The following is a 26,069-nucleotide window of genomic DNA, read 5'->3' as shown; positions in this document are numbered from 1 at the left end:
TTTATCGGGTAAGTGACTGCCCTGCCGGAACGATCGAAACAGCCTCTCCTTTCCCTAAGGTCAGCTTGAGAAGTCCGTTAACCACAGGTATTGCCGATGATTTCAGAGTCGGTTCATTCATGGATATGAAATAAACGTCTACGGCGTCGACCTTCTCCCAGCCTTCCGGCATCAGCCAGCTGCGGCTTTCGTATCCGTCACCGGAATAGGCGATGATCTCGTTGTCGTTCCAAAGAGCGGGAACGAACAGGTTGTCATTCTCACGCAAGATGAAATCTCCTTTACGGATGATGTTCCTTCCGTCTTCCACACGGGCAACGACACCCTCGCTGTAATACAGAGCTTCATCGACAAAGGCAACCCGTTCCAGGCGGCTCAGGTAATACCAAGGCAATGTCATGGTACAGAACTGAGACAGGAAGCCGGGCAGATTATCCAGGTCTTTCTGGAAGATCTCCTCTCCCTGCATACTGGAACCAAAACGGAAATCACCCTGTCCTTCACGGTGGGTACGTCCCCTTGCCGACAGACGTTCGGGGATCTCCATCTGGAAGTTCTTATCGTCCGGGAACCACCACGACATCGGCTGAAGCCCCACAAAACCCTCGCCGGCAGGGTGAGCCCAAAAGATACCTTCACCCGTTACGTCGAAACCCTTCTCACGCCAGTACTTGAAGATCTTTCGTTGAGTTTCCACTTCCTTATACATGTCGATACCTCCGTTCTCCGGCTTGGCATGCCAGGGACTTAACGGACGGTTCTCCGGTTGCCAGTAGGCCATGAAAGCGTCGATATGGATGGTGTGGCCGTCTTTCAGCTCGGGAATCATGTCGATCAGATGGTCGATACGCGGTTTGGCAAAGCCTTTCTCCCATTCTTTCGTATAGCTCAGGTGATAAGCTTTATGGCCTTTGACGTATTCCCAGATAGATGTCAGGTTGCCATTGGCATCACGGGCGATAATATCGTTTTTGATGTAGGTATCCCACAGGGGGCTTTCCTCGAAAGCATCGACCATGTTGATGTGCAGGCTGACGGTCGTGTTGTAAGCACGGGCTTCGCGGATCAGCCAGCGGAGGCTTTCGAGGGCGGTGGCATCTTCTTCCCGCTTCAATTTGGGATTGACGATGCTCCAGTCGGGATACAGGTGATCGTGACCACCCCGTTGCCAACCGACCAGGTAGATGATCTTGGGGATACCGCATGTCAGGTTGTCCACTCGTTTCACGACATCGAGCGCCTGACCGAATGTACAAAGGCGCGACGGGTCTTCATGTTGGAAAATCACGTTGTTCGGATCAGGTTCGTTCAGTTCACCATCATACCCCATAAAGAGTTTCAGTACCAGGGTTTGGTGATAATCACGGTAATACGGAGCGACAACGACTCTCTTTTTCGCCCGGTAAGTGGCACCGTCTTTCTGATAGACGGCAGTCACTTCAGCCAGTCCGCCATCCTTCGGGATTAACTGATCACCGGATAAAGCGACAACCTCGACATTTCCGCTGGCACTGACTGTACGTACGGATAAAGCGAGATCGGATAAGGAGAGATCGGATGTCTTTCCATTGGAATAATGACCGATAACACGAAGGGTTCCCTTCTCTCCGGGATTACGTACCGGATTCAGAGTTTCTTTATCCAGTTGGATAGAGATCTCCTCTAGTTTGTTCTGTTTACTACAAGACAGACAAAGCAGGATTGTAAGTATATACAAAGATATTTTCATGATAAAATTCAAACGTTATAAATAGGGTGCAAAATAAAAGATTATCAAGGTATCATTCACTCAAAAGGATCAGCCATCCGCGTTTCGGATCAACCGGAATCGGATCGGCTGGCGTAAACTCCCGTACTTTCTGAAAATCGGTAATATCCGGAGCCTGCATACGGACAGACGACGGATTCAGACCTAATTGTTTCCAGTCGATATTCAGTTTAACCTGCTTCTTCGTACTGGAATAATTACCGATCGACAGCAGCGTCTTTCCTTTATTCACGTACGCCGTTACTTTCACCTCTTTGTCCGAAGTGGTCACAGCCGGATTCTCTTCCCAGAAGCCGATCATCTGCGCATCCATGATCCCGAAGTCATCCCACAGCTTCCAAACATATCGCGGGTTGCCAATAGTTCCTTCCGTATACCAAGGCAAACGGTTCGTCATGCCATATTGCATTCCCAGCCATTGGTTGCCTCCACCGTGCAACATATCTCCCATTAAGCCGAAAGGAAGACCGGAGACTTCTACCAGCCAGTTGGCCGGAGACATTTCGTTATACATGAAACTTTCACCAAACCACACCTTATCCACGTATGGGAAATACTCTGCATATTGAGTAGCCGGACCACGTGAAAAGCCCGTATTCGAATGCAGGTCGATGATACATCCCGGTTTTACCTCTTCCATGGCATGCCGCATGCGCTTCAACATATCACGGCCGAAAGCGACATCATCCAGATAAAGGCCGTCGATGTCTGTATATTTTACCAGCCATGCCAGTCCCTCCACATAATAATTATACCAGCGCGAATCGCCCGTAGCCGTCAAGACGGAAGCATCGGCAATGACACCTCTTTTCTCGCAATTATCAAAATGTTGATACCATTGAGGTGTATAATCGGTTACATAATGTTCCCGGCACCAGGGGAAACCTCCTCCTTTACCGCCTTGCAATATTTCATCTCCCAAACTGCGCAATGCCCAAATTTCCGGAACGACATTGGTTAGCTCGCGGATGGTATAATACAGTTTCACCTTACAGCCTTTACTATGCCATTCATCTGCAAACGCTTTGATGGAATCGGCTGTTATGAACGGATAATTGATAAACGGATTCAAGTCGTTGGCATGGTGCACATTGATAATCTTTATGCCTGTCTCCACATCTTTCGCTTCCGGTGTCGGTGCAAATCCGTTATGGTAGTACCGGTCGGTAAACTGGCTACGGCTATTCACTTTCTTGACCGGAGTGATCAGCAAGGCAAAATCGAACGTCAGACTTTCGGCAGCATTGAGAGCACGTTCACCACTATATGCCGTTGCTATGGTCTGACTTCCGCTCCGCTGAATGCGGAAACCGCCCTTGCCGTTGTTATACCAACTTTCGGGATAAGCAGGACGATAGAGATTCAGCAAAGGACCGGTATAACTCGCTCCACGTAATTCGCAATGGATACCGGCTTTTTCTGAACCACACCAGAAGCTGTCGAAAGGCCACAGCCAGGAAGCACCTTTGTTAGTGGGTATGGATACGGCATAATCGTGTACCGTCTTTCCCTGTGTCTCCCAACCTCCGGAATAGTCGGCTGGTGTCTCTTGTCCGGGTAAACCCAGCCCCATAAAATAAGGGGCAGCTTCGCTTTTCATCGGTATCTCAAGCCGGATATCTTCGATCTGTAAATCCTTTTTAGGAGCGATGGAATAAACGTAGTTGATCCAGCCGTCAAACTCCATCGTTGCGTTGCAAGTCAGTGTCAAGTCATCATCTTCAGCCTTCCAGGTTCCCGACATTTTACCTTCGGACTGTCCGGTCAGGTCGACGGTTCCGTTCAGTTTCTTTTCTCCCGAATAGGTACGGATGATAAAACGAACGGGAGAAGCCAGCAGTTCATGCCCCCAGGAATCAATAGAAGACGGCAGAGCGGTCTGCTCATCGAGAGATACCGTACGGCCTAAACAGGAGACCCGGTTGTCGGAGAGAGACATGTCGGCATACCCTTCGGTCGGTTTGTCGCTGATTCCGCGGGTCGAATTAAGCCAGCGTAGGCGGCTATGGCGCCAAAGCTCACCATCACCACGGTCTGCCAACATTTTGCCGGATACTTTCAGTTCTATTTCTACAGGAACGGTATATCCTGTTTCATCCTTTAAAGTAACCACGCCTTTATAAGTTCCGCTTGGTTGATCCGCTTTCAAATCCACACCAAACCATAAGGGTTGAACGGCATCCGGAGCTACACTCACCTGTCTGGTAAACGGTATTCCTTTCGGATTTACTCCGTTTATATTGAAGCAAGTAATCGCTTCTGCCGGAATCAGATCGTTTCCACTTTTCAAGCCGGATGTTTCATAAGTCACACTGTTCAATTCGTCGGTTGCAGCCCATACACCCAACTGGAAGGTGTAGTATTCGTTCGGTTGGGCTTTCCCGGTAAACGACGTTTGCAGCGGACTTTGTAACCATTTATAAGGGACGGCAGCTTTCATACGTATAGGCAATGAACGATCTTCCGGGAAGACGAGGAAATGTCCTGGATTCGCTTGCTTATAATTTTCTTTCTCACTATCCGAAGCGGCAATTTCCATGGGATAGAAGCTATCGAACTGCGTACGCGACTCCACACGGTTGATAGTTGCCTCCGGTAGCTTTTTATCGGCAGAAACAGTAGCTACCCATTGCTGACCGGGAGCATCCTCTTTCGAGAAATAACCGAGATGATAATTTCCACAACCTTCCTGAATTTGATACGGCAGATAATAGAAAAAATAAATGCCTTTCTTTTTAACTGGACCAAATAAGAGTTCACATTGTTCGTTATTGACTTTCAGTCGTTGGATATTGGGAATCGTATCCCCTGTCTCCGCATCGACAATCAGAAAACGACGGTTATCCACCTCCTTGTCGGGGCGTCGCCAGTCGAAGGATAGTTTGACAGCTTCAGCCGGAGCGTTAACCGCCAGTACAACACGATGGTTACCCAGAGCTTCGTTCCACGGAGTCTCTGCTACGGCATAAGGATATGGAGCCTGAACGGTATTTTGATTACAAGCAATGCCTATGCAGGCAAATAATATATACAATAATATATGTTTCATGAAGTTAGAATTTTAAGATACTAAAGACCTGATTTATTACATCCGGTAGCAGGAAAGACGGAAACAGCTTCATCCGGTTCGAGCGACAGGCGGACAGATCCGTCAATGCAGACCTCGCTGGTTTTATAAAAGATACCGGAAGGCGTTATCTTATAAATATCCACGCTGTGTACGTCCGACCAGTCGGGTGGCAACTGCCAGGACTTACCGGAATAGCCTTTTACTGAATAGGCCATATACTCACGACCGGCACGCCAGAGAACCGGCATAAAGAGATCGTCCTTGTCCCTGAGCAAACGTTTATGATGAGTGATGGTCGAGTCCTTTAGCGAAGCGGTCAGGCCATCGTTATAGTAAACGACACGGTTCTCGCCTTTCCCTGTCAGCTTTTCCCGTTTATAACGGTTCAGATAGACGTAAGGAAGTGTTCCTGTATAGAACTGGTAACGGTATTTGTCTATCCAGTTGGCATCGGGCAAAGAGCCGTTTTCCAGGTTACCGAAGCAATCTTCACCGCGTCCGCTCATACCGAAGAGGAAGCCTAACTGGAGCTGTTCTTTCGTCAGATCCGGAAATTGTTTGGCAAAGAGATAAGATGCACCGCCGGTTGTCAGATAAGCGGGGTATTTCATATAGTCCGCTTCAGTCGCTTCAAACCACAGGTACCAGGGATTCACACCGATGAACAGGTCTTTGCCTTCCCGCAGGCGGTTGAAACTTTCGTGAGTGACATCGATACCTTTTCCCCTGAAATAGCGGAATATCTTTCGTTGATATTTTTCTTCCTCCTCCCATGAGATCTTTTCATACGGATTGTCGCGCACGAAGAAAGCATCGATCATTATCGAACCTGCCTCCTCAATGCAAGGCAGTAAATCCAGTAAGGCATTGATCCGCTTAACGGCATAACCACTCTCCCATTCGTTCTTATAACAAATCTGATAGGCTTTGCGGCTGTTCCACACACCGATCTGCATCGGGGTTCCGTCTGCATTACGGGAGATAAATCCTTTGGAGAGGTATTCATCCCAAAGGGGACTGTCGTCGTAGGCATCCGTCATATTCACATGAACACTGATATAGGTATTATATTTCCTTGCCTCTTTAGCCAGCCAAAGCAGGGACTCCCTACCGGTAGCATCACAATCCCTCTTCAGTGCGTTATTCACTTCAAACCAGGCCGGATATTTATCGTCGTGCCCGTTATATTGCCATCCTACCAGGTAGAGCGTCTTTGGAAGTCCCCGTGTGACGGCATCCATCTGTTTTACCAAAGACAAGACCTGTTCGAAAGTATAGCAAATAACCGGATTGCCTTTCTCATCCGGATAAGACAGCATGATCTTCATCAGTTGCATCTGGTGATAGGCATGCATATAAGGTTGTTCGGGACGCATCGTTTTAGTCCAGTCATATTTCTCTCCGGAGATGGCTCGCCATGATTCCGCTAAATTTTCCTGAGAAAATAATGGGTGACAAACCAGCAAAAAGGCTAAACACAATAACCTAAAAAGAACTATCTTCTTCATATTCATTTTACATTAGTTGATAAAAAAAAGGCTGTCCGAAACTTATATAGAGACGGACAGCCTCAGCACTTCAGATCTAAGGATATAAATATAGTTACTTATTTAATGCAGTAACTTGAATTGTCCAATCTTTTTTCGTACCGTTAGCAGCTGTCACCAGATACCTGCGTGTAGTAGAAAAATCACCCGGTACTCCTAATGTTGGAGCACCGTCCTGGGGAGCAATAACAGCTGCAGTGGAAAGATTAAACTTGCCGACCAGGTTTGTCAGAGCAACCGTGTTACGAATCTCTTCCGTAAAAGAACCGTCAGCCGGAGGAACTGTGATCGTACAGGTAATTGTTCCGGCTTCTGCATTGATTACTTTATTTTCGACAGTCAGTGTTACAACCTTTACAATCGGTTCACCGTCAATCCATACATCTGAAGGATCCTTATATCGAAAATCAAACTTTACATCTGTGATATTTGCTTCCTCAAATGCTGGCAAATCATCCATGTTTCCGTCCAAACAAGAGGAACAAGCAAGGAGCAGCATTAACAACAAAGCATTATTCATCCATTTTACTATATTCTTTTTCATACTTTTAGTGTATTAAAGATTAATCATCTATTACCAACCCGGATTCTGTGGGCCTAAATTTGCATTACGGTCAATCTGTCCCTGAGGAATAGGGAATAGATAGCGACGGTCTGCACGGAACTCACGAATGTTGCTATCCCCGTGTGTAACTTCCCCTATATAGAACGATTTACGATCATTCGTAATTTCCACATAAGTCGGAGCCTCTGTAAACTCTACAATTTTACCCCCCGGAGCAACTCCATTATTAGCATAACCGCCATGTTTGCCCCAACGTAATAAAGTCCAGTAATAATCGTTTTCCATCGGCAATTCGCAACGACGTTCCTGTTTGTAGAAGTCCCAGGCTTCTTCCAGACTATTTACTTGTTTTGCAGGCAATTTTCCATGAACTGTACGAGTTTGGTTACAAATATCCACAGCCTCTGAATAGTTACCTTCTCCCATACCAGCCAACCACAAAATAGCTTCAGCCTTATTCAGAAGAACACGTCCGTAACGCGTTACTACGAAATGGTAATCGGTCGGGGTTCCTGCATATACACGAGGTTGAACATTATAAACACCTTTACGCCAATAATAATTTGTCAATCCCATGTGGGGACCTAGTCCTCCATTTACTTTTCTCCACAAATTACCATTAACAGTTGTCCGAATCTCTTCGCTCCACCACGTAGAATTGTCATATACAAAACTATCATAAAAACGAGCATCCCTATTAGTGTACATTATATCACTAACTGTTCTATCTCCTTTTACATTACCATAATAGAGCACTTCTGCCTTTTCAGACTCAACAGCCCAGTCCGGAGCCTGGCCTTCAGTAACACTCACATTGTTCTTAAATTGAGAAGATTCGTACCAGGCTACACCTTTACCAGTTTCTTCATCAAGAACATCATACATGTCTACCAAATTCTGTGTCGGTGCCCACCATAACCAACCGATAAAAGGTTGACCTCCATTTGTTTTAAACTCAGGTCCACAACCATTCTTTGCTAAAACATCGTTATTAACATTCGGCATCACATTTTGTAAAGGAGCTATATGATCCGTATTTGTTGTCGCTTTATCCTTATAAATAGCAAAGATAATTTCACTTGAATAACGATCTTGTTCATTAAATATGTTACCATAATTTGAAGCCAAAGAACTACCCTCTACTCCATCTGCTGCAGCAACAGCTTCCTTCAACCACGTTTTTTTCTGTGCGGGATCGGTTTCGTAAGCTGCAGCCTGAAGTGCTATTTCCGATTGAAAAGCATAAGCCACATTTCGAGATAAGTCACCCGACTTTGCTTCTACCGGCAGATCCGGAATAGCTGCTTTTATATCATCCAAAATATAGGTATAACTTTCTGTTGTACTCTTAGTCGTCGGATACATCAGCCCGTTATTAGTCGTATCGGCCGGTGCCAACACACGGTCTACCCAAACAAAACGCCCTATAGTCCGGGCCTGTTTGTAATAAAGTAAAGCTCTTAATAATCGACCTTTAGCTACCAACTCTTTGGATTCTGCTTCAGAAAGCCCTGCTCCGACATATTCCGTTGCCTTCTCTATAATCAAATTACAACGGCGGATGTTCCCGAAATCACCAAAACCGACATCTTCATACCGGGTAGTCTGTTCTTTCACTATACCATTACCTCCATTGGAATGAACGGCATTATTGGTTCGTTCTTCCCACGTTGTTTGATTTCCATTCACATAACCATCCATAATCGCATTCACAGTACCTAACACAAATGCATCTGCCGTGGATTTAGATCCCCAAACAGTTGCTTCATCATAGGTTGTGAAAGGCTCTGTATCCAGTACATTACAAGAAGTAATACCCGTCAATAAGGCCAGTGAAAATGTTATTATATTTCTTAGTTTCATAAATATATTCTTTTATTAAAATCCTAGATTCAAACTAACTGCATATACGCGCTGTACCGGGTAGTCATAATTGTTCGTACTACCTGTTTCCGGGTCAAATCCGTATTTGGTAGCCGGTGAAATAGTAAACAAATTCTGACCACTTAATACAACCTGGCATTTGTAAAGCCATTTTACATCCTTCAATAATGTCTTCCGGAAGTCATACCCCAATTGCAATGATTTCAAACGGATATAACGACCATTGGTCAACCAAAAATCAGAAGTCTGATAGTTATTATTCCCATTCACATTCGAATTCATTGCAATACGCGGATATTTGGCATCTCGGTTATCCGGCATCCAATAATCTAACTGGTATGGATAAACGATCGAATATCCACTTGTACTCTGTCCACGCACAACATCATCCAGATACATATCACGTGAAGTTGCTCCCTGGAATAACATATTTAAAGAAAATCCTTTATAAGACAAATTGGCATAAATACCATAGTTACCACGAGGAAAGCTATTTTTACCAATACGCCACTGGTCGTTTGAATCAATAAATCCATCACCATTCATATCCTTATATTGAATATCTCCGGCTACCAAATTAGAGGAACTTTCCAAACGCGGTGAATTTAAAACCTGATCTGAATTTTGATAATATCCTAAGTTAGTATAACCATTTGTATAAAACCCTTTCTGTTGAACCAGTCTCTTATACGGATTTTTCTGACTAGCCAAGTCTTCATCCCAAGCTGTAGAGACTAATTGATCGAAATAAGTAAAATTAGCACCGACCTCATAATTGAAATCTCCGACATGATCCTTCCATGACAAAGCAAATTCATAACCAGCACGACGATGTTCTCCGTCTGATTTTACTTTTGGCAGACTCAGCCCCAAAGGATCCGTATAGTTCACGTTAGAAGGAGATGTCAAATACCCGGTTGTCTTCATATAAAAATAGTCAAAACTACCAGCCAAACGTTCTCCCAAAGAGTTAAAATCAAAACCTATATCAAATGTACTACGAGTATACCAGGTAATATCCGGACTAATCAGATTTCCTTCACTAAAAGTCGGAACAATACTTCCTCCCAATACATAGCCACGTTCTGCCAAATTATAAGATGTCAAATAGCTAAAAGACCCAACTCCATTATCAAGACCGGTTTCACCATAAGTAGCTCTTACTTTGAAATAGTTTAAAATATTACGATCTTTCAGCGGCTGGAAAAATGATTCCTCAGAAATAGCCCAGGCCAAAGACCCGGCATAGAAATTACCCCAACGGCGGTCTTTCGGGAACAAGTCGCTACCATCATGGCGTAATGAACCTTCTACAAAATATTTCTTTTTATAATTATAAGAAGCTCTGGCAACCAAACCGGCACGACCGAATTCGGATTCACTACCTCCATTTTCCATTGAATCTGAAGGTCCTGCCCCAATTTGATCGATCATGAATATATAATTTTTACGCAAAGCATTGAAACCTCTGTAAAATGAATAGGTTTGTTCAAAACCCAACGTTGCAGAGACATTATGTGTTTCATCCAGGAAAGAACGATTGTAATCTGCAAAATACTGAGTTGTCCACATACGTGCACTTCCCGTATTATAGGTCAAACTAACAGTTGCATCAGGACCTTTTACTCCGTTCAAATCATATTGAGGAGCTGTTTTATTCCAAAGTTTACTGTCACTCATGAAATAACGATAATTACCGCCGACTTTCAGCTTCAATCCTTCAACACCTTTTACACTCCATTCGGCATTAAACAATCCCATAAACATCTTATAATCCCACTTGCTGTAACCTGATTCCGGAGAGACTTCAACCATCGGATTATCTGGTCCTACATAATACTGTCCATTTTGATTGACAGCCAATTCCATAGGGCTTTTATTTTGAATATGTCCCCATGTATATCCATATCCATCAGAATAAGTAGAACGTGGACTCTGCTGCGTATTAATATAAGCATCTACCCCAAATGTCAACTTTAATCCTAGATCCTTAAAATCAGACACTTCATTAATACGCGCATTATAACGCTTGAACCATTCTGTGTCAGCCTTATACATAGAACTTTGATCGTAAGCCTGGAAAGACACGTAAAACTTATTAATATCTGATCCGCCACGAACAGCTAGTGAATGCCGGCTATCCGGTGTAAAATTCCTCAACATTAATTTCTGCCAATCCACATTGGGATAATTATATGGATCTGATCCTGTCCGATATTTTTCAACTTCTTCTTCCGTCCAACGAGGTTCCAAGTTATATAAATCTCTAACAGTGTTATCCATCAAAGCTCTCTGATAAGAATCCAGTTTCTTTTCCAGGAAAGTAGGTTCAGCCCAACTCTGATTGAAACTATAATCAACACGTAAACCCTTTAATCCATTTTTTGTCTTAATAACCAAAACACCATCGCCAGCACGTGCACCATATACAGCTGCGGCTGCGGCGTCTTTCAAAACAGACATTGACTCAATATCGTCAGAATTCAAGTTTACAAAATCATCATACTCAGACACAAACCCATCAATAACAACAAGTGGTTGTCCTCCACCTCGAATGGAAATCGTTGACTTTTTACCAATACCTCCACCAGCTTGAGTAACGATCAAACCTGCTGCACGTCCTGCCAATGCATCTGTAACATTAGAAACTGGAACATTCTTCATTTTATCAGCATCGACTGTAGAAACGGCAGAAGTAAGATTTCGTTTAGAGTTTGTACCATAACCAATAACTACAACCTCTTCCAACGCTTTTGAATCCTCTTTCAATGTAATATTAAAAATTTTCTTTCCACCGACAACTATTTCTTGTGAGGTATAACCGATAAATGAAACAACTAATACCGGATCTTTTATATCTTTTAAATCCAAAGAGAATTTACCATCCATGTCAGTCGTAGTACCAAGTCCACTCTCATTTTTAACCAAAACATTTGCTCCAATGACCGGCTCTCCGAATTCATCAATAATCCTTCCTGTAATCACAGTTGTTGATTCTTGATGGATTTCACCTTTTTTAAACAGAACAATATGTCGATCTGTGATTTTATATGCCAGTGATTTATCATGCAATAAAACATCCAAAACTTCTGATATCGTTTTATTCTGTAAATCTATTGATACATTATCGTCTAGTTTTATTTCATTCTGCTTATAAACGAATGTAAACTCCGACTGACTTTCAATAGCTTTAAGCACCTCTAAAACTGTGCCATTCACTTCGAGATTCAATTTAGTAACCTGCGAATACGAAGAGGCTGCAGTCGCACCCCAGATACTAAGGAAAAAGAACAATATGGAAAATCTCATAACAACAAAGATTCGATTATGTGTTTTTTGAGGAATATTAATCCCCGACAAAGCCTTTTTATAGCTCTGTAACACTCTGATTAAATGTTTATTCATACATTTGCAAACTCTAAATGATTATTTACTAAGGCAGTTGGTAGCTGCCATATTTATTAAATGATCTATGCGCAAGCATTAAATTGGGGATGTTGGTAGCATTCCCAATTTTTTTTTTCAAATCCTAAGAACTATTCATGGTCTATTATTTAAGGTTATACAATATCTACTTTATAAATACATCCTTATTTTTAATCATATACTCATATTTCATTGATATTTGAAGAATCGACAAGATTTCATCTAACGACTCGTTATGTGTAAATCGAGCTGTCAGACAAGTTTCTTTCAAGGATCTATCTTTCAAATGAAATTTCACATTAAATGAATGTTCCAACGTCTGAATTATCTGCCCGAATGTACTATTTTCAAACACATAATCACCTGTTGCCCAGGAAACATAAAAAGAAGTTTGAACCGGATGAACTTCTATATCTCCATTATCCCTATTGTAAACAGCCTGTTCACCCGGAATCAGAACCCGATCAGGAGTTGAACTCTTATTGTTTTTTTTATATAATGCGACAGAACCTTCCAATAAGGTAGTTTGAATAGCTGCTGATTTTTTGTGTGCCGATACATTAAATTCAGTACCCAACACCTCCACTGACATACCATCCATATTTACACGAAATGGACAATGTTGATCTTTAGTTACTTTAAAAAAGGCCTCACCTATCAATTCTATTGACCGATTTCCATCATCAAATGATTCCGGATAACGTATCCACGAATCACTATTCAACCATACCTCCGTACTATCCGGCAATAATATATAAGCTTTTGATCCAGCCAATGCTGTTGTCTCCAAATAAGAAAGAGGCTTTGATTCAGTTATATTCCAAATAAGAAAAGAAGATACACATAATAAAGCTATACAAGCCGCAACAGAAGTATATTTCCATATCGGAGAAACACCTATTCTCTGTCTTGATGTTTCAATACGGTCACGTAATCTCTTATAAACAGCATCTGTATCAACCTCCAATGGCTTAAAACGAATACGGCTTACACATTCTTCAAACTGTATTTTATCTCCTTCTTTCAAATTCATTGTTACCTGTTTTGTTATTATAGATGACAACGAAAGTGAAAAACCCTAATACAAAAAACAGTCTTAACTTATATTAACCTTAACCACCAAGTTCCTGAAGAACTAATGTCTTTTTCATAACAAAAATAGTATTTATTCACATAAAGTCTAAATTATAATGATAAAAAAGCTGTATTGATAGATTCTAGTGTACTATATCTATAGTCCATCTGAACAGTTTTCTCAAAAAAAGAAAATTTTACAGCTTTTAATTCTATACAAGTACCATAGTTCTTCAGGAACTATAATTATTTATCAGTGATATGTTGTGACATGAGGATAAGGACTCCACTAAACAATAAAAAAGATGATCTGATTTTCAATATCATTCAAGGAGACGAAAAAGCCTTTCGCCAACTTTTTGATATGTATTATCTCAGATTATACCATGTGGCTATCTACTATCTATCCTCCAAAGAATCAGCTGAAGAAGTTGTATCTGATGTTTTTTACACGATTTGGAATAGAAAAGAAACACTCCATGAAATAGAAAATATAGAAAGTTATCTCTACATTTCTACCAAAAACCAGGCTCTACATTATATAAGAAGATCTAATACTCCAGAGTGTTCACCCTTAGACTTATATAATATAGAGTTGATAGCAGACAATACCAATCCAGAATCTGTTTTACTGGACCAGGAGCAACAAGAACTGATACAGAAAGCAATCAACTCCTTGCCGGAAAAATGCAGGGAAGTATTCAGATTGTTCCTTTCCGACAAACTCAAGCAAAAAGAAATCGCCACTTTACTGAATATATCACAAAAGACAGTAGAAGCTCATATTGCAACGGCTTATAAGAAAATACATGCTTATCTGAAGAAAAGGTATTAACAAATTTCCCTTTAAATGAACCGAAATCTCGTTTAAAAGGAGTTTTTTCTCGTTTTAAACGAAGTGAGGGTCCGTTTTAAACGAATTTACACCTCGTTTTAAACGAACCCACCCTATTTTTAGAAAAGAATTATCCCATATTCTTTCAAAAGACTTTAAAGTAGTCGACATCGACAAAGCCTTTGCCGTCTGTTACGTCCGGGTTAATGCAGAAAAGTCCGACTTTAGCGCCGATCCACTGTCCTTTCGATATTTCAAAACGGTCATCCAATGTCGTAAAATGCGTACCATCCATGCTGTAAGAATACTGGCAAGTCGCATCCGGATAGACCTTTACCTGCAGCCAGACATCATTCGATGGACAGTCAGCATTCTTTATTTCATGAGGGATATAACCACAATTCTCTCCCTTTCCCTCGCTAAGGACAATTTGTTTCTTTCCGCCTTTTTGCTGTACAGACAGATAAGAGTAATTATTTCCCATCATGACCAAACCGGCCCTTTCTCCTTCCTGCAAATGACTGACATTCATCTTCACCGTCGAAGTAAACTCCGGAGCAGGTAATTTCTGAAGTAACAGATTCCCGGAATAATAAAGATTCCCGTCTTCTGTCGGAGATGAAACGGCATACAATCTCAATGCCCCTTTCGAAGCGGTCAGGGAATACCATTTAGACTGACCTGCGGCCTGCCATTGCCACTGTAAACCCAGTTTGCTGTCGTTGAATTCATCGGAAGTCTGTGGCGATTCGACCGGATATGTTTTACCGACATTCGGCTTTTTGTGAGACAGTACAGGCAACCCGCATCCTTCCCCTTTTTCATCTATACCCATAACAGGCCAGTCGTTTTTCCAGTCACCGGGTTGAAGATGGACAATACGGCCATACACCCCTTTGTCCTGAAAATGGATGAACCACCATTCACCGGTCTGTGTATCGACAAAACCTCCCTGGTGAGGTCCGTTTATGCCGTTGCCTTCCTGCAAAACTTTCTTCGATTCATACGGTCCTTCGATATTCCTTGAACGCAGTACTGTTTGCCAGCCAGTCGAAACACCGCCCGCTGGAGCCAGGATATAATACCAGCCATTCCTCTTCATCGTCTTCAATCCTTCGAGCACCGGATTTTCTTTTTCGTCCCAATAGATGATCTTCCCGTTATCGAGGATGCTCAAACCATCTTCCGACATACGGTGCAGATAGACCGGACCACCACAGAGCTTGCTTCTCACCAGATAAGCCTTTCCGTCTTCATCCCACAAAGGACAAGGGTCCTCCCACTGCGACACATGCAAGACATGCTTCAAGGTCCATTCTTTAGCAGGATCGGTCGTATAGGCAGCGAACAAACCCTCCTGCGGAGTGCAGAAATAGACATAATACTTTCCGTCGTGATAGCGGATTGCCGGAGCCCATGACCCTTGTCCGTGTGCCGGATAATCATAACGATCTAAAGGCAGACGCGGATAAACATGGTTGATGATCTTCCAGTTCACCAAATCTTTGGAATGCAGGACCGGAATACCGGGTGCACAGGTAAAACTGGATGCGACCATATAATAATCATCACCGACACGGATCACATCCGGATCAGAGTAATCGGCATGTATGATCGGGTTACGATAGGTTCCGTCGCCGTTATCGGCAACCCAAACCTGGGCTTTCAGACAGCATGCGGTTAACAGCATACCGATTAAGAGTAAGAATTTTCCTTTATTCATCTTCCTATTTATATATTAAACATTGTCCTGAATTGAGATACTTTTCACGATGAATCAGATGCACAAAGATAATATAAAAAGACGTACCTCTATATAATAATCGTTTGGGAACAGAGAGAAGCATCAACAGGATCGTTTACCTAATCTATAAAGTTGTCTGAAAACTGTAAGTGGATACAACGTTATCCGACGTACGAATGGTCAGGACAAAATCGTATGCTTTCCCTTTTTCAAACTTTATTTTATTGGTCAATATCACATTTGTTTTGCCGTAAGGTACAAGAGAAGACAATTTTGTTTGTCCGACAATCTTCCTTTTCCCATCCTGAACTTGTTCCAGCTTCAGGACTGCCTTTTTAGAAACCACCTGTCCGAAATTCTCTACTACGACACTTATATCCGGGCTATCTGATGCAAATACCGGCATCCGGGCAGAAAGGATCGGATCGTTATAGCTGATCCAAGGCAAACGGGCATATCCGTAGAGCAATTTACCGGAAGTCGTTTTTCCTATTAATTTAGGGGCGAACTCTTCGGCTGTTATGCCGTTACCTTTTGCATCGAAAGTAACAATCAGGTCTTTCCCGTCATTCTCCGTACTTTGAACTTTACAGCCTCTGCCATAATTGACCTCTGTAGATGCACCGAAACGCAAGGAATTGAGATCGATATCCGTCTGTGGGTTAAATCCTTTCTCGGCAGCAATCTTTACACGGATCGCTTTTGTTTTATCCGTAACAGGCTGAGTATCGAGAACGGTCAGCAGCAGACCCGGATTCAACGGGATACTTATATTCTTGGAGCTATGATTATCACTCGGAAGGTCTTCATTTTTCAATGTATCGATCACGGCAAAATTAGCCTGGATAGCACGACCGTATTCATCCTGTAAAATCTTGATACGCTCATACTTGAACCAGTTTTCCACCTTTCCGTCCTCATGCACGGAAACACCCGGCAGATAAGCCTCTCCCGGATCGGTTACCCAGTTCACACCGTCTTTTGAACGAAGATAGAAGGCGATACGTCCCAACCAGTCATTTACGATCAGGTGATACTGGACATGATCTCGCCAAACGACAGGGTCTTCAAATTCTCCTTTTACCGGAGGATATACCCGTTTGTCCGTAATCTGATTGTAAGGGGAAAGTCCGGTTTGGCTGATCCATACGCCACCTCCACGGCATACCATCAGGTAAGAGCCGTCCTCACGCTGTGCGAATGTCAGATTTGAAAGGCCCTCGATAATGCGGCGGTCGCGGTTGTCGAAGTCAAACTTCTTACGGGTCCACGGACCGTTCAGGTCGTCCGCCAGGTAATAGCCGTCGATAACATAAACGACCACACGTCCGTCTTTCAGGCGGAAAGCCTCCGGGTTATGTCCCGAACCGATGGTATCTTTGATTATGAACGGGCCGATAGAATTATCGCATACGGCATGATAGACCGTCGAGTTGGGCCAGAACATATGTCCTTTCGGAGAATTTTCCGGCCAACCGCAAACATACAGATGGTATTTATTATCCTCATCTTTCAGGATATTTCCTCCCCAATAGGAACGGACATTGTCTTCAATCCCGTTATCCACATAGCGCGGAACAACTTCTTTGGCTCCCCATACATCGGAGCTCAGTTTTCCGGCAGGCATAGGAAGAAAACGGTCTATGAACCGGGCACCTTCGACAAGATTATCCCACTCAGCGGGACGCGGCCTTTCTGTGATCTGTGCAGTCATACTCTGCGTTCCGATACAGAAAGCGACAGATGTACACAATAATAAAGAATAGAGTTTCATAGTATTAATAATTAAGCTTTTAATGCTTCAAATGTATAACATTTACAGATTGGATACAGCCGGTTATATGAAAAAAAACTACGCAAAGGTTTGCGTAGTTCTGATAGTCCGGTACTATAAAGCTATGGAGGTGATATGGTTAAACCGGTCGCTTGACATAGTAATGGTAACCGGCTGGCACTACTGTATCAGCCGGTTACCATTACTAATAAAGAGAGATTTCTCCCAAACCAGCACGTCCTTCGGAGACATTTTCTATTGTCAGACGAAGATATTTTATTTCACGGTCGACAGTCATCGGCTTGAATTCCCAGCCTGTACATTCCCGTTCATACAAAAGTTCCCAGCGTTCGCCATCCTGCGAAGTCTCTACTTTGTGCTTATAGGAAGAGCTGTCTTTCTGAAAAAGAATACGGCTGGCTGCCACATAGCCCGGACGATCCAACGCCAGCGTGATTACCTGCGGAAGTTTATCTTCGCCTGCGATCCACCAGGTGTGGTCATCATTATCTATGATATTCGAGGACGGATACCCGTTCTGACTGCTGCCTACCTGGACGGAAGCGATCTTCAGGCGGGGTCTTTCCAATATACGCTTCTGCCAGGAAGAGGGCTTCACGACTACATTATCTTCTTCCTGTCCTTTGAATGCCGCATGTTCTCCATCCGGCAAATAAGAGTTACGGAAGGGTTCCGACACAACCTCTGCCCTACCGGCTGATAAACCGTCCGCGGTAACTTCCACAACGATCTTACCGGCCTTTTTCGTCGTACGTATAAAGGCAAAACCGATACCGCCTTCGACTTTTTGCGGATTGATACCGATACGGCTGATCGTATCTCCGATCAGTGTACCTTCTCCCGATACCCGTATCCGGATCTCCTGCCGGGAGTTGTAGACTAAAGTGCCATTCTTATCGCAAACCTTAAAATAGACAGGGATCATATCCGAACCGTCTGCTACGGGGATAATACCATTCGTTTTGATATCTACTACCAGGTGATCCGCCTGTTCGGGTGTCGTCACATGATGTGTAGCCACCACTTTTCCATCCACAAGGGCTTCCGCTTTCAATGTTCCGGCTTCATATTCTCCGGCATTGAAGATGAATACGGGGCTGCCTCCTTTTTCAACGACCGGACGATACAGCGGTGTCCTTTCCTCGCGTGTCTGTTTTCCGATCAATTGATCGTTACGGTATAATTTTACTTCATCGCAATTGGAGAAGACCGTAATATCTGTTGTAGAAGAGGTAAAACCGGCAGATGCATTATAGGAAGCGATAAAGACCATCGGCCCATCATACAATCCCGGCTGGGAGACAGACTTGTCGCGCATACTCTGCAACATGAAATAACTGAACTTCGGATAACGGTTGATGTCGACCACACCGCTGTACATCGTTTCATCCTGGCTACCACGGGCATAATCGTTGTAACTCCATACAAAATGCCCTCCCATATGCGGATTGGCATCCAGCATGCACCAGTCGAAATACCCTTTGCCATTCAACTGTTCGATACGGCTGCGACACTGACGCATCTGTTCTTCTTCATTCTCTTTCAGACTGACACGGGGCTTCTCTCCTACGCCATCTCCCCACTCGCGGGTAAACAAGGGTTTGACCACGATGAAGTCTTCGGGATAATTACTCATTACATCGCCATCCTTCGGAAATTTGGATACCTGTTTGTAAAAGACATCGTAATAAGGTTCCATATCGGCATGCCCGAAGTAATCGCCGGCTGTGTACATCTGGTCACCCGGATATTCCGCATGGGACAGTTCCTGAATTTCTTTTGCCAATGAGACCGGATAACGGGATTCATTCAGCGCCGTTTCCCAAAGTACGACGGAAGGGTGATTCCGATCCCGGCGAATCATCCGGCGTCCTACATCATAAAGACGTTTGATAAATGTGGAATCGGGATTATAAAACTGCCAGCCGGGAATACATTCGACAACCAACAGGCCATACTTATCGCAGGCATCCAGAAAAGCCGGATCACTCGGATAATGGGCGGCACGGACGGCATTGTAGCCACCCTGCTTCAGGTCGATCGCATCCCGTACCTGCATCGAATTGGAAGCGGCATCACCGACATTGGCAAAAGCCTGGTGACGGTTGGCTCCGCGCATATACAGTTTTTCTCCATTGATAAAGAAACCCTCCTCCGCCGTGTAACGGATCGTACGGATACCGACTTTCTCCTCTGTCTCGTCCAGTACTTTTTCACCGGATAGGATTTGTGTCTGCAAGGTATAAAGATAGGGTGCGTAAGGATGCCATAAGGCGGGATTGTCGACAATCAGATCCTGCGCTACTGTTTCGTCCGACTGCTGCTGCAAATCGACCGGAGTCTTTATTCCGGCAACCACATTCCCCGTAGAATCTTTTAACTGAGAGAATAAGGTCAACGTTTCATTCGTATCCGATTGATTACGGATATGTGTGGCGACATGGACTCTTGCCCTTTCTTTCGTCACCTCCGGAAAAGTGATGAACTGGCCGCCACCGGCTACTATCTCTTCCTGCAAAGGATCGGTTATATATATTTTATCGGTAATAACCATCCTGACACCCCGGTATATACCGCTATAATAATAGAAGTCCATCTTATCCTGCGGCTTTCCCGGAGGAGTCAGCGGATCATGTTCAGCAGAGACACGGACTGCCAGCACATTATTACCGTTCCAGTCGACATGGTCTGTCAGATCAGCCACAAATCCCATATAACCGCCATGATGTTCCGTTATCTTTTTTCCGTTCAAATAAACATCACAGTTTGTCATAACTCCCTCAAAAGAAACAACGATTCGTTTATCCTTATCTGTTTCCGGGAGCTTAAAATAACGGCGATACCAACCGACACCGTCATATATCGAGTTTCCTCCGCAATGCTTTGTTTCCAGTTGCATGATATGCGGCAGGACGACAGGCATCCAGCCGGAATCATCCAAATCCATCCTGCTGCCGTCACTTACATCGCCCCGGAAGAAAGCCCAGTCAGTGTTCATATCCAATACCTGACGGCCGGAAGAGGCAGCGTTACAGCCATATCCCGAAAGCAGACCGGCAAGCAGGAAAAGGGAATAGAGTATGTTTGTGTATTTCATGTCTTCAAGTCTTTTCAATACATTTTCGATACAAAAGAAGGGATATATCAGAAATAATCCAATATATCCCTTTACTTAATCCAAATATAGTTGTTAATACCTAATTAATAGCCAGTATTCTGTTTCAGATTCGGATTCTTATCCAGGTAATCCTGCTTGATAGGCAGATAACGGTTATGAACGGCAAACGAACGGTTTTCGATCAGAGCAGTTCCGGATATCGTTGCACGCATGAAAGGATTTGATTCGCTCGCATTCACAGTTCCTGTTACGCGGGTCAGCGGGCCGTTCATCAGAGTTTCGGCCAACATTTTGCCACTATCGTCTTTCCAACGCAGGATATCGGCACGGCGAAGACCTTCACCTGCCAGTTCAGAAGAACGCTCGCGGCGGATCAATTCACGCAATTTTGCTTGTGTAGCATATTTACCACGGTCTACTGCCGGCATACCGACACGGTTACGAACCTGATCCAACATACCGTATACGTCGGCAGACGGGCCATTCAATTCGTTTTCCGCTTCGGCATAACTCAGTAATACTTCGGCATACCGGAAGATAATTACGGAGGCATTCGTAGCCCACATATCGGCATACTGTGACTTATCCAACAGATATTTTCCCCAAGTCAATCCTGTCTTGGAAGCATTATCGGCATCGTCCGGGTTATTCGGGTTTTTACTTCCGTCGATCGTAGCATCCAATGTATTCAGGATACCGCCTTCCCAATCCATACCGGGAAAAAGAACGGTCATTGCCATACGCGGATCACGATTTGCATACGGATGGGTAGCGTCGTAACCGCTTCCGGCTTCTTCCTTGGTCAGACCGTTACTCATTTCGTAGGCATCTACCAGGTTTTGAGTCGGAACCATTGATGACCAACCGCCGTCTGCATTGTTATACATCGTTCCGATCATCCAGTTATCATACAAGTTTTCGTCACGCTGGAAGGCTGCGATAATTTCTTTCGAACCTTGTCCTGCTACGGTGAAAAGATTGTTATAGTCAGGATCCAATTCATATTGTCCCAAGTCCATAATCGCCTTTGCCGCCTCTTTCGCACGCTGATAGTCGCCATAATACAAGGCCGAACGCATTTTGAGAGCCATAGCCGTTCCTTTGGCGATATAACCTCTTGCTGCAGGTGCATCGTTTAACAGAGGAATGGCCGCATCGATTTCGTCGTAAATAAATTTCTTTACTTCTTCTTCCGTATTGCGGGCTACTTTAGCTTCCTCGGCTGTCTCATACGACTCGATGATAGGCACACCGCCATACCACCAGTTCTTCAAGAAATATTGGAAAGCACGGATCGTTTTTACCTGGCCGATCATATTACTCTTCTTACCGGCATCGGCAAATTCAAGAGGTTCGATGTTCTTCAGAAAATCGTTACAACGACGGATCAATGAGAAGCCGTAATAATCTGCCACCTGGTTGCTGGCTGTCATACTGCCGTTACCGATGTTTTTCCAGTTTTCATGGATATGGTAGTTGAAACCGAAATCGGAACCGCAGTCCCAATACATGATACCGGTCTCATCACCCCAACCGTCGTAACAGCCGATCAGGAACTTTTCAGCATCGGCTTCCGTCTGCCAGGTAGTGGCGGGCGAGAGTGCATCTTTGGGTACTGTATCCAAAAAGTCTGAACAGGACGTTCCGGCCAATGTCATTCCGGCCAGCATATATATAAATAAGCGTTTCATGTTATATTCTTTTATTTTATTCATAACTAATCGTTCCTATTAGAATGTTATATTCACACCGAAAGCATGTGTCTGAGTCAGCGGGAAGCTGGAAGCACGTTCGCTGGAGATTTCCGGATCGACGCTGACAAGCATGTTATGGATCGTAAACAGGTTTTCCACAGAATAATACACGCGCAGGTTCTCGATACCGGCCGATTTCAGGATATTCTTCGGAATCGTATAACCGAACTGAAGGTTCTTCAGACGCAGGTAACTTGAATTCTGTAACCAGAAAGTCGACATTACATTTGACGATAAGCTGGGAGAGGTAGTGGAATATGCGATACGAGGCATTTTCGCATCCATATTATCTGGCGTCCAGGCATCCAGCCATACGGTTGCAGGGTGAGAGTCGTCGCCATTGAAGTAACCGGTAACTTCCTGGTTAATCAAACGATGTACACCGGCGGCACCGGCAAACATCATGGAAAGGTCGAAACCTTTATAACCGGCATTCAAACTTAAACCGAATGTAACGGAAGGGTCTGTCGATCCGCCCAGGATACGGTCGTCGGCAGTTATCTTACCATCATTATTCGTATCGTGGTAAATCAAATCACCGGCTTTAAACTTGCGGGTACCGAACGGATAACCGTCCTGTTTTGAATACTTATCCATCCAAGCCTGAGCCGCTTCATCCGATTGGAAGAAACCGTCGGCTTTATAGACGCGGTAAGAGTTCAGACGCTCACCTACACGACGGAGTTTATTACCATTATTCGGATCGACCATATCGGTCACACCACCCAGGTTCAATACTTCATTCTTATTGTAAGCAAAATTTCCGGTTGCACCGAATGACCAGTCACCCCATTTATTATTGTAGCTCAACACAATTTCGATACCTTTGTTGACCATTTCGCCTACGTTGTCTTTATAAGCTTCCAGACCAAATTCCTGCGGAACAGGAACGTCCATAATGATACCGGTCGTCTTACGGTCGTAGTAATCGATTGTAAAATTGATCTTGTTATTGATCGTTGCGTCCAAACCGAGCCCCCATGTACGAGCCTTTTCCCATGAAATGGTAGACAGCTTGTAAGACTTCTGATAATAACCTGATTGCAAAGAGCCGCCTAACGGATACTTTGCATCCAGATTATAGGTATTCATCCAGGGATAATAATCCGTCAAAGCATCCTGGTTACCCAGTTTACCCCATGAAGCACGAACTTTCAAGTTGTTCAACCAATCTTTCGTGTTTTCCATAAAACCTTCTTCACTGATACGCCATGCACCGGAGAAAGAGGGGAAATAGCCCCAACGGTTACCGTCGGCAAAGCGGGAAGAAGCGTCCGCACGGATATTGGCTTCCAGGATATATTTACCCATAAAGTCGTAGTTGATACGTCCGAACCAGGAGATCATAGCCAGCTCGCGTGAGAAACCTTCATTCTTCTGAGTAGCCGCATCACCGGCATTCATGTCGGTCAGATCGTTGGTCGGGAAGTTCTTACGTTCCATCTTATGTTCCGTATAGTCGTACTTTTCAGTATGCCATCCGGCCATTGCTTTCAAGCCATGTTTACCGAACTGTTTGTCGTAATTCAATAAAGCGTCGAAAGAGGCACGATGCCAGCCGCGAAACTCTTCGTTCAGCTTGTTCGGCTCCGTCGCTTTGTTCGGGTTATACTGGATAAACTTCTGGAAAGCCTTATAATACTGCTGGTTATTCACATACGAGCCTGTCAGCGTGGCAACCAGTCCGTCGATAATCTTATAATCGGCAGCCAGCGTTCCGGAGAAGTTCTGATTCTTACGATCGACCGTCTGATCTGCATCCAGCCAGGCAATCGGGTTACCATCGGAGATTGTGCCGTATGTACCGTCATCGTAACGGTTCACGATCCACGGAGCGATACGGTTCAACTGACGGATGATCTGGTCGGAACTACCGCTCGCATAGGATGAGTTCGGGTCGGTATAGTCATTCTTGATATAAGCTAGATTGAGGCGTACATTCAGGCGCGAATTGAGCTTCATATCCATATTGGTACGACCGTTGAACTGCTGCCGTTCGGCATGCGGCAGGATACCCGTCTGATGCAGGTAACCGACAGAGCCCATGTACTTGGCAGTTTCCGTACCGCCTGTTATGCTCACATTATGAGAGTGCTGAACACCTGTCTGATATGCTTCGTCATACCAGTCCGTATTCGGATAATTAGGATCTGTTCCGCTTTGGAACAAATTGATCTCCGCATCTGTGAAACGCGGGTTCAGGCCTTCGTTAATCAAGGATTGATTGTAAAGACGGGCATAATCGTAAGAGCTCATGCGGTCGATCGTTTCGGTCGCTTTCTGAACACCTACATAACCGTTATAAGAGATACGCGGCTTACCGGTCTTACCCCGTTTTGTCGTGATCAGGATAACCCCGTTAGAAGCTTTCGATCCGTAGATGGCAGCCGAAGCAGCATCTTTCAATACGGAGATACTTTCGATATCGTTCGGATCGACCGAGTTCATCGTACCGGTTTCGACACCGTCCACCAGGATATACGGGTCGGCGGTATTCAATGTACCGACACCACGCACACGGATCGTTGCCTGGTCCTGTCCCGGACGCCCTTGTCCGGAGGTTACCATCACACCGGGCATGATACCCTGAAGGGCTGACGATACGTTCTGCACGGGACGGCTTTCCAGTACCTTACTGTCGACTGTCGCAACGGCTCCCGACATATTTACTTTCTTCTGTACACCGTAACCTACAACGACAATTTCTTCCAGTTTCTGTGTATCTTCCACCAGATTAACCGATAATGTAGCTTGTCCTGTATAAGGAACTTCCTGCGTCAGATAACCGATGAAAGAAACCTGGATCACATCACCGTTTTTGGCTTCCAGCATAAATTTGCCGTCGATGTCGGTGATACTACCGGTCGTAGTTCCTTTGATAATGACGTTCGCCCCGATAATAGGGTCTCCACTGGCATCGGTAACAACACCGCTTACCATCTTGTTCTGCTGTGCCACACCGGCAACACCATTCATCGCTTTCACCGAATTGTCTGCTTTTACCAGTACCTGACGGTCTATGATCTGATAATTATATCCGGTATTCTCGAATACTTGCTCAAGCACCTCTTCCAAAGAGGCGTTCTTGGCTTTCACACTAGCTTTCCTGTTGACGTTTACATTATTGTCGTTAAAGAAAAACGAGAACTCACTGTTCTTCTCGATATCCTTCAGGATTTCAATGATACTACTGTTCTTTTTGTTGATCGACACTTTGTAGTTCTGCGCGTAGGTAGAGGCAGAAATACAACAGGCCACACCAAGTGAAAATAAGGTTGTGATCTTCATAATACGAATTGTTTTTCTAAATAACGGGACACAACAATCCCTGTCATTGTTTTTTTTCATAACTTTGTATTGTTTTTGATGAATACTAAATGCAAGTCCTTGGCTTCGACTCCTTTGTGACATGCATTTTTCGAAAACTCACGGATTGGAAGGTACTTGCAGGTATCTTCCAATTTTTTTAGGTTAACCCCTCTATTTGTC

The 26,069-nt window shown here is 44.1% G+C and carries 13 protein-coding genes; 1 reads left to right on the top strand and 12 read right to left on the bottom strand.

Annotated features, from left to right (window positions below):
• Window position 1 precedes the first annotated feature (1 nt).
• The 7 genes from P3L47_RS14375 to P3L47_RS14345 form a co-directional block, all read right to left on the bottom strand.
• Window positions 2-1,729: an endo-alpha-N-acetylgalactosaminidase family protein gene (locus tag P3L47_RS14375; protein ID WP_277781241.1), complete on the bottom strand. Its 1,728-nt coding sequence runs from the start codon at window positions 1,727-1,729 to the stop codon at window positions 2-4.
• Window positions 1,730-1,781: 52 nt separating this feature from the next.
• Complete coding sequence (locus P3L47_RS14370) at window positions 1,782-4,817, bottom strand: glycoside hydrolase domain-containing protein (protein WP_277781240.1); 3,036 nt, start codon at window positions 4,815-4,817, stop codon at window positions 1,782-1,784.
• A gap of 20 nt (window positions 4,818-4,837) precedes the next feature.
• On the bottom strand, window positions 4,838-6,346 hold the full coding sequence (locus P3L47_RS14365) for an endo-alpha-N-acetylgalactosaminidase family protein (protein ID WP_277781239.1): 1,509 nt from the start codon (window positions 6,344-6,346) through the stop codon (window positions 4,838-4,840).
• Window positions 6,347-6,440: 94 nt separating this feature from the next.
• Window positions 6,441-6,929: a DUF5018-related domain-containing protein gene (locus P3L47_RS14360; protein WP_122362507.1), complete on the bottom strand. Its 489-nt coding sequence runs from the start codon at window positions 6,927-6,929 to the stop codon at window positions 6,441-6,443.
• Between the two features lie 30 nt (window positions 6,930-6,959).
• On the bottom strand, window positions 6,960-8,813 hold the full coding sequence (locus P3L47_RS14355; RefSeq protein WP_277781238.1) for a RagB/SusD family nutrient uptake outer membrane protein: 1,854 nt from the start codon (window positions 8,811-8,813) through the stop codon (window positions 6,960-6,962).
• Window positions 8,814-8,828: 15 nt separating this feature from the next.
• A complete protein-coding gene (locus tag P3L47_RS14350; RefSeq protein ID WP_277781237.1) occupies window positions 8,829-12,143 on the bottom strand; it encodes a TonB-dependent receptor in 3,315 nt (1,104 codons plus the stop codon).
• A gap of 262 nt (window positions 12,144-12,405) precedes the next feature.
• On the bottom strand, window positions 12,406-13,293 hold the full coding sequence (locus tag P3L47_RS14345; protein ID WP_122362510.1) for a FecR family protein: 888 nt from the start codon (window positions 13,291-13,293) through the stop codon (window positions 12,406-12,408).
• 312 nt (window positions 13,294-13,605) lie between these two features.
• Between P3L47_RS14345 and P3L47_RS14340 the strand changes: the two genes are divergently transcribed.
• Window positions 13,606-14,169: an RNA polymerase sigma-70 factor gene (locus P3L47_RS14340; RefSeq protein WP_122362511.1), complete on the top strand. Its 564-nt coding sequence runs from the start codon at window positions 13,606-13,608 to the stop codon at window positions 14,167-14,169.
• Between the two features lie 145 nt (window positions 14,170-14,314).
• Here the strand turns inward: P3L47_RS14340 and P3L47_RS14335 are convergent, their stop codons facing one another.
• The 5 genes from P3L47_RS14335 to P3L47_RS14315 all read right to left on the bottom strand — a co-directional run bounded on the left by P3L47_RS14335 (window position 14,315) and on the right by P3L47_RS14315 (window position 25,868).
• Window positions 14,315-15,892, bottom strand: a complete 1,578-nt coding sequence (locus P3L47_RS14335) for a glycoside hydrolase family 43 protein (protein ID WP_277781236.1) — start codon at window positions 15,890-15,892, stop codon at window positions 14,315-14,317.
• 145 nt (window positions 15,893-16,037) lie between these two features.
• Entirely contained in the window at window positions 16,038-17,687 is a 1,650-nt protein-coding gene (locus P3L47_RS14330) for a glycoside hydrolase family protein (RefSeq protein ID WP_277781235.1), read from the bottom strand.
• Between the two features lie 205 nt (window positions 17,688-17,892).
• The gene (locus P3L47_RS14325; protein ID WP_427910516.1) at window positions 17,893-20,805 is read right to left on the bottom strand and encodes a glycoside hydrolase family 2 TIM barrel-domain containing protein; all 2,913 of its coding nucleotides are present in this window, start codon (window positions 20,803-20,805) and stop codon (window positions 17,893-17,895) included.
• A 104-nt stretch (window positions 20,806-20,909) separates the two neighbouring features.
• Entirely contained in the window at window positions 20,910-22,517 is a 1,608-nt protein-coding gene (locus P3L47_RS14320) for a RagB/SusD family nutrient uptake outer membrane protein (protein WP_277781234.1), read from the bottom strand.
• 39 nt (window positions 22,518-22,556) lie between these two features.
• Window positions 22,557-25,868: a TonB-dependent receptor gene (locus P3L47_RS14315; RefSeq protein ID WP_129734205.1), complete on the bottom strand. Its 3,312-nt coding sequence runs from the start codon at window positions 25,866-25,868 to the stop codon at window positions 22,557-22,559.
• Window positions 25,869-26,069 lie beyond the last annotated feature (201 nt).

The organism is Parabacteroides chongii, from assembly GCF_029581355.1.
In the GTDB taxonomy this organism is placed as follows: Bacteria; Bacteroidota; Bacteroidia; order Bacteroidales; family Tannerellaceae; genus Parabacteroides; species Parabacteroides chongii.
This window is presented reverse-complemented; position numbering and strand designations above follow the sequence as displayed.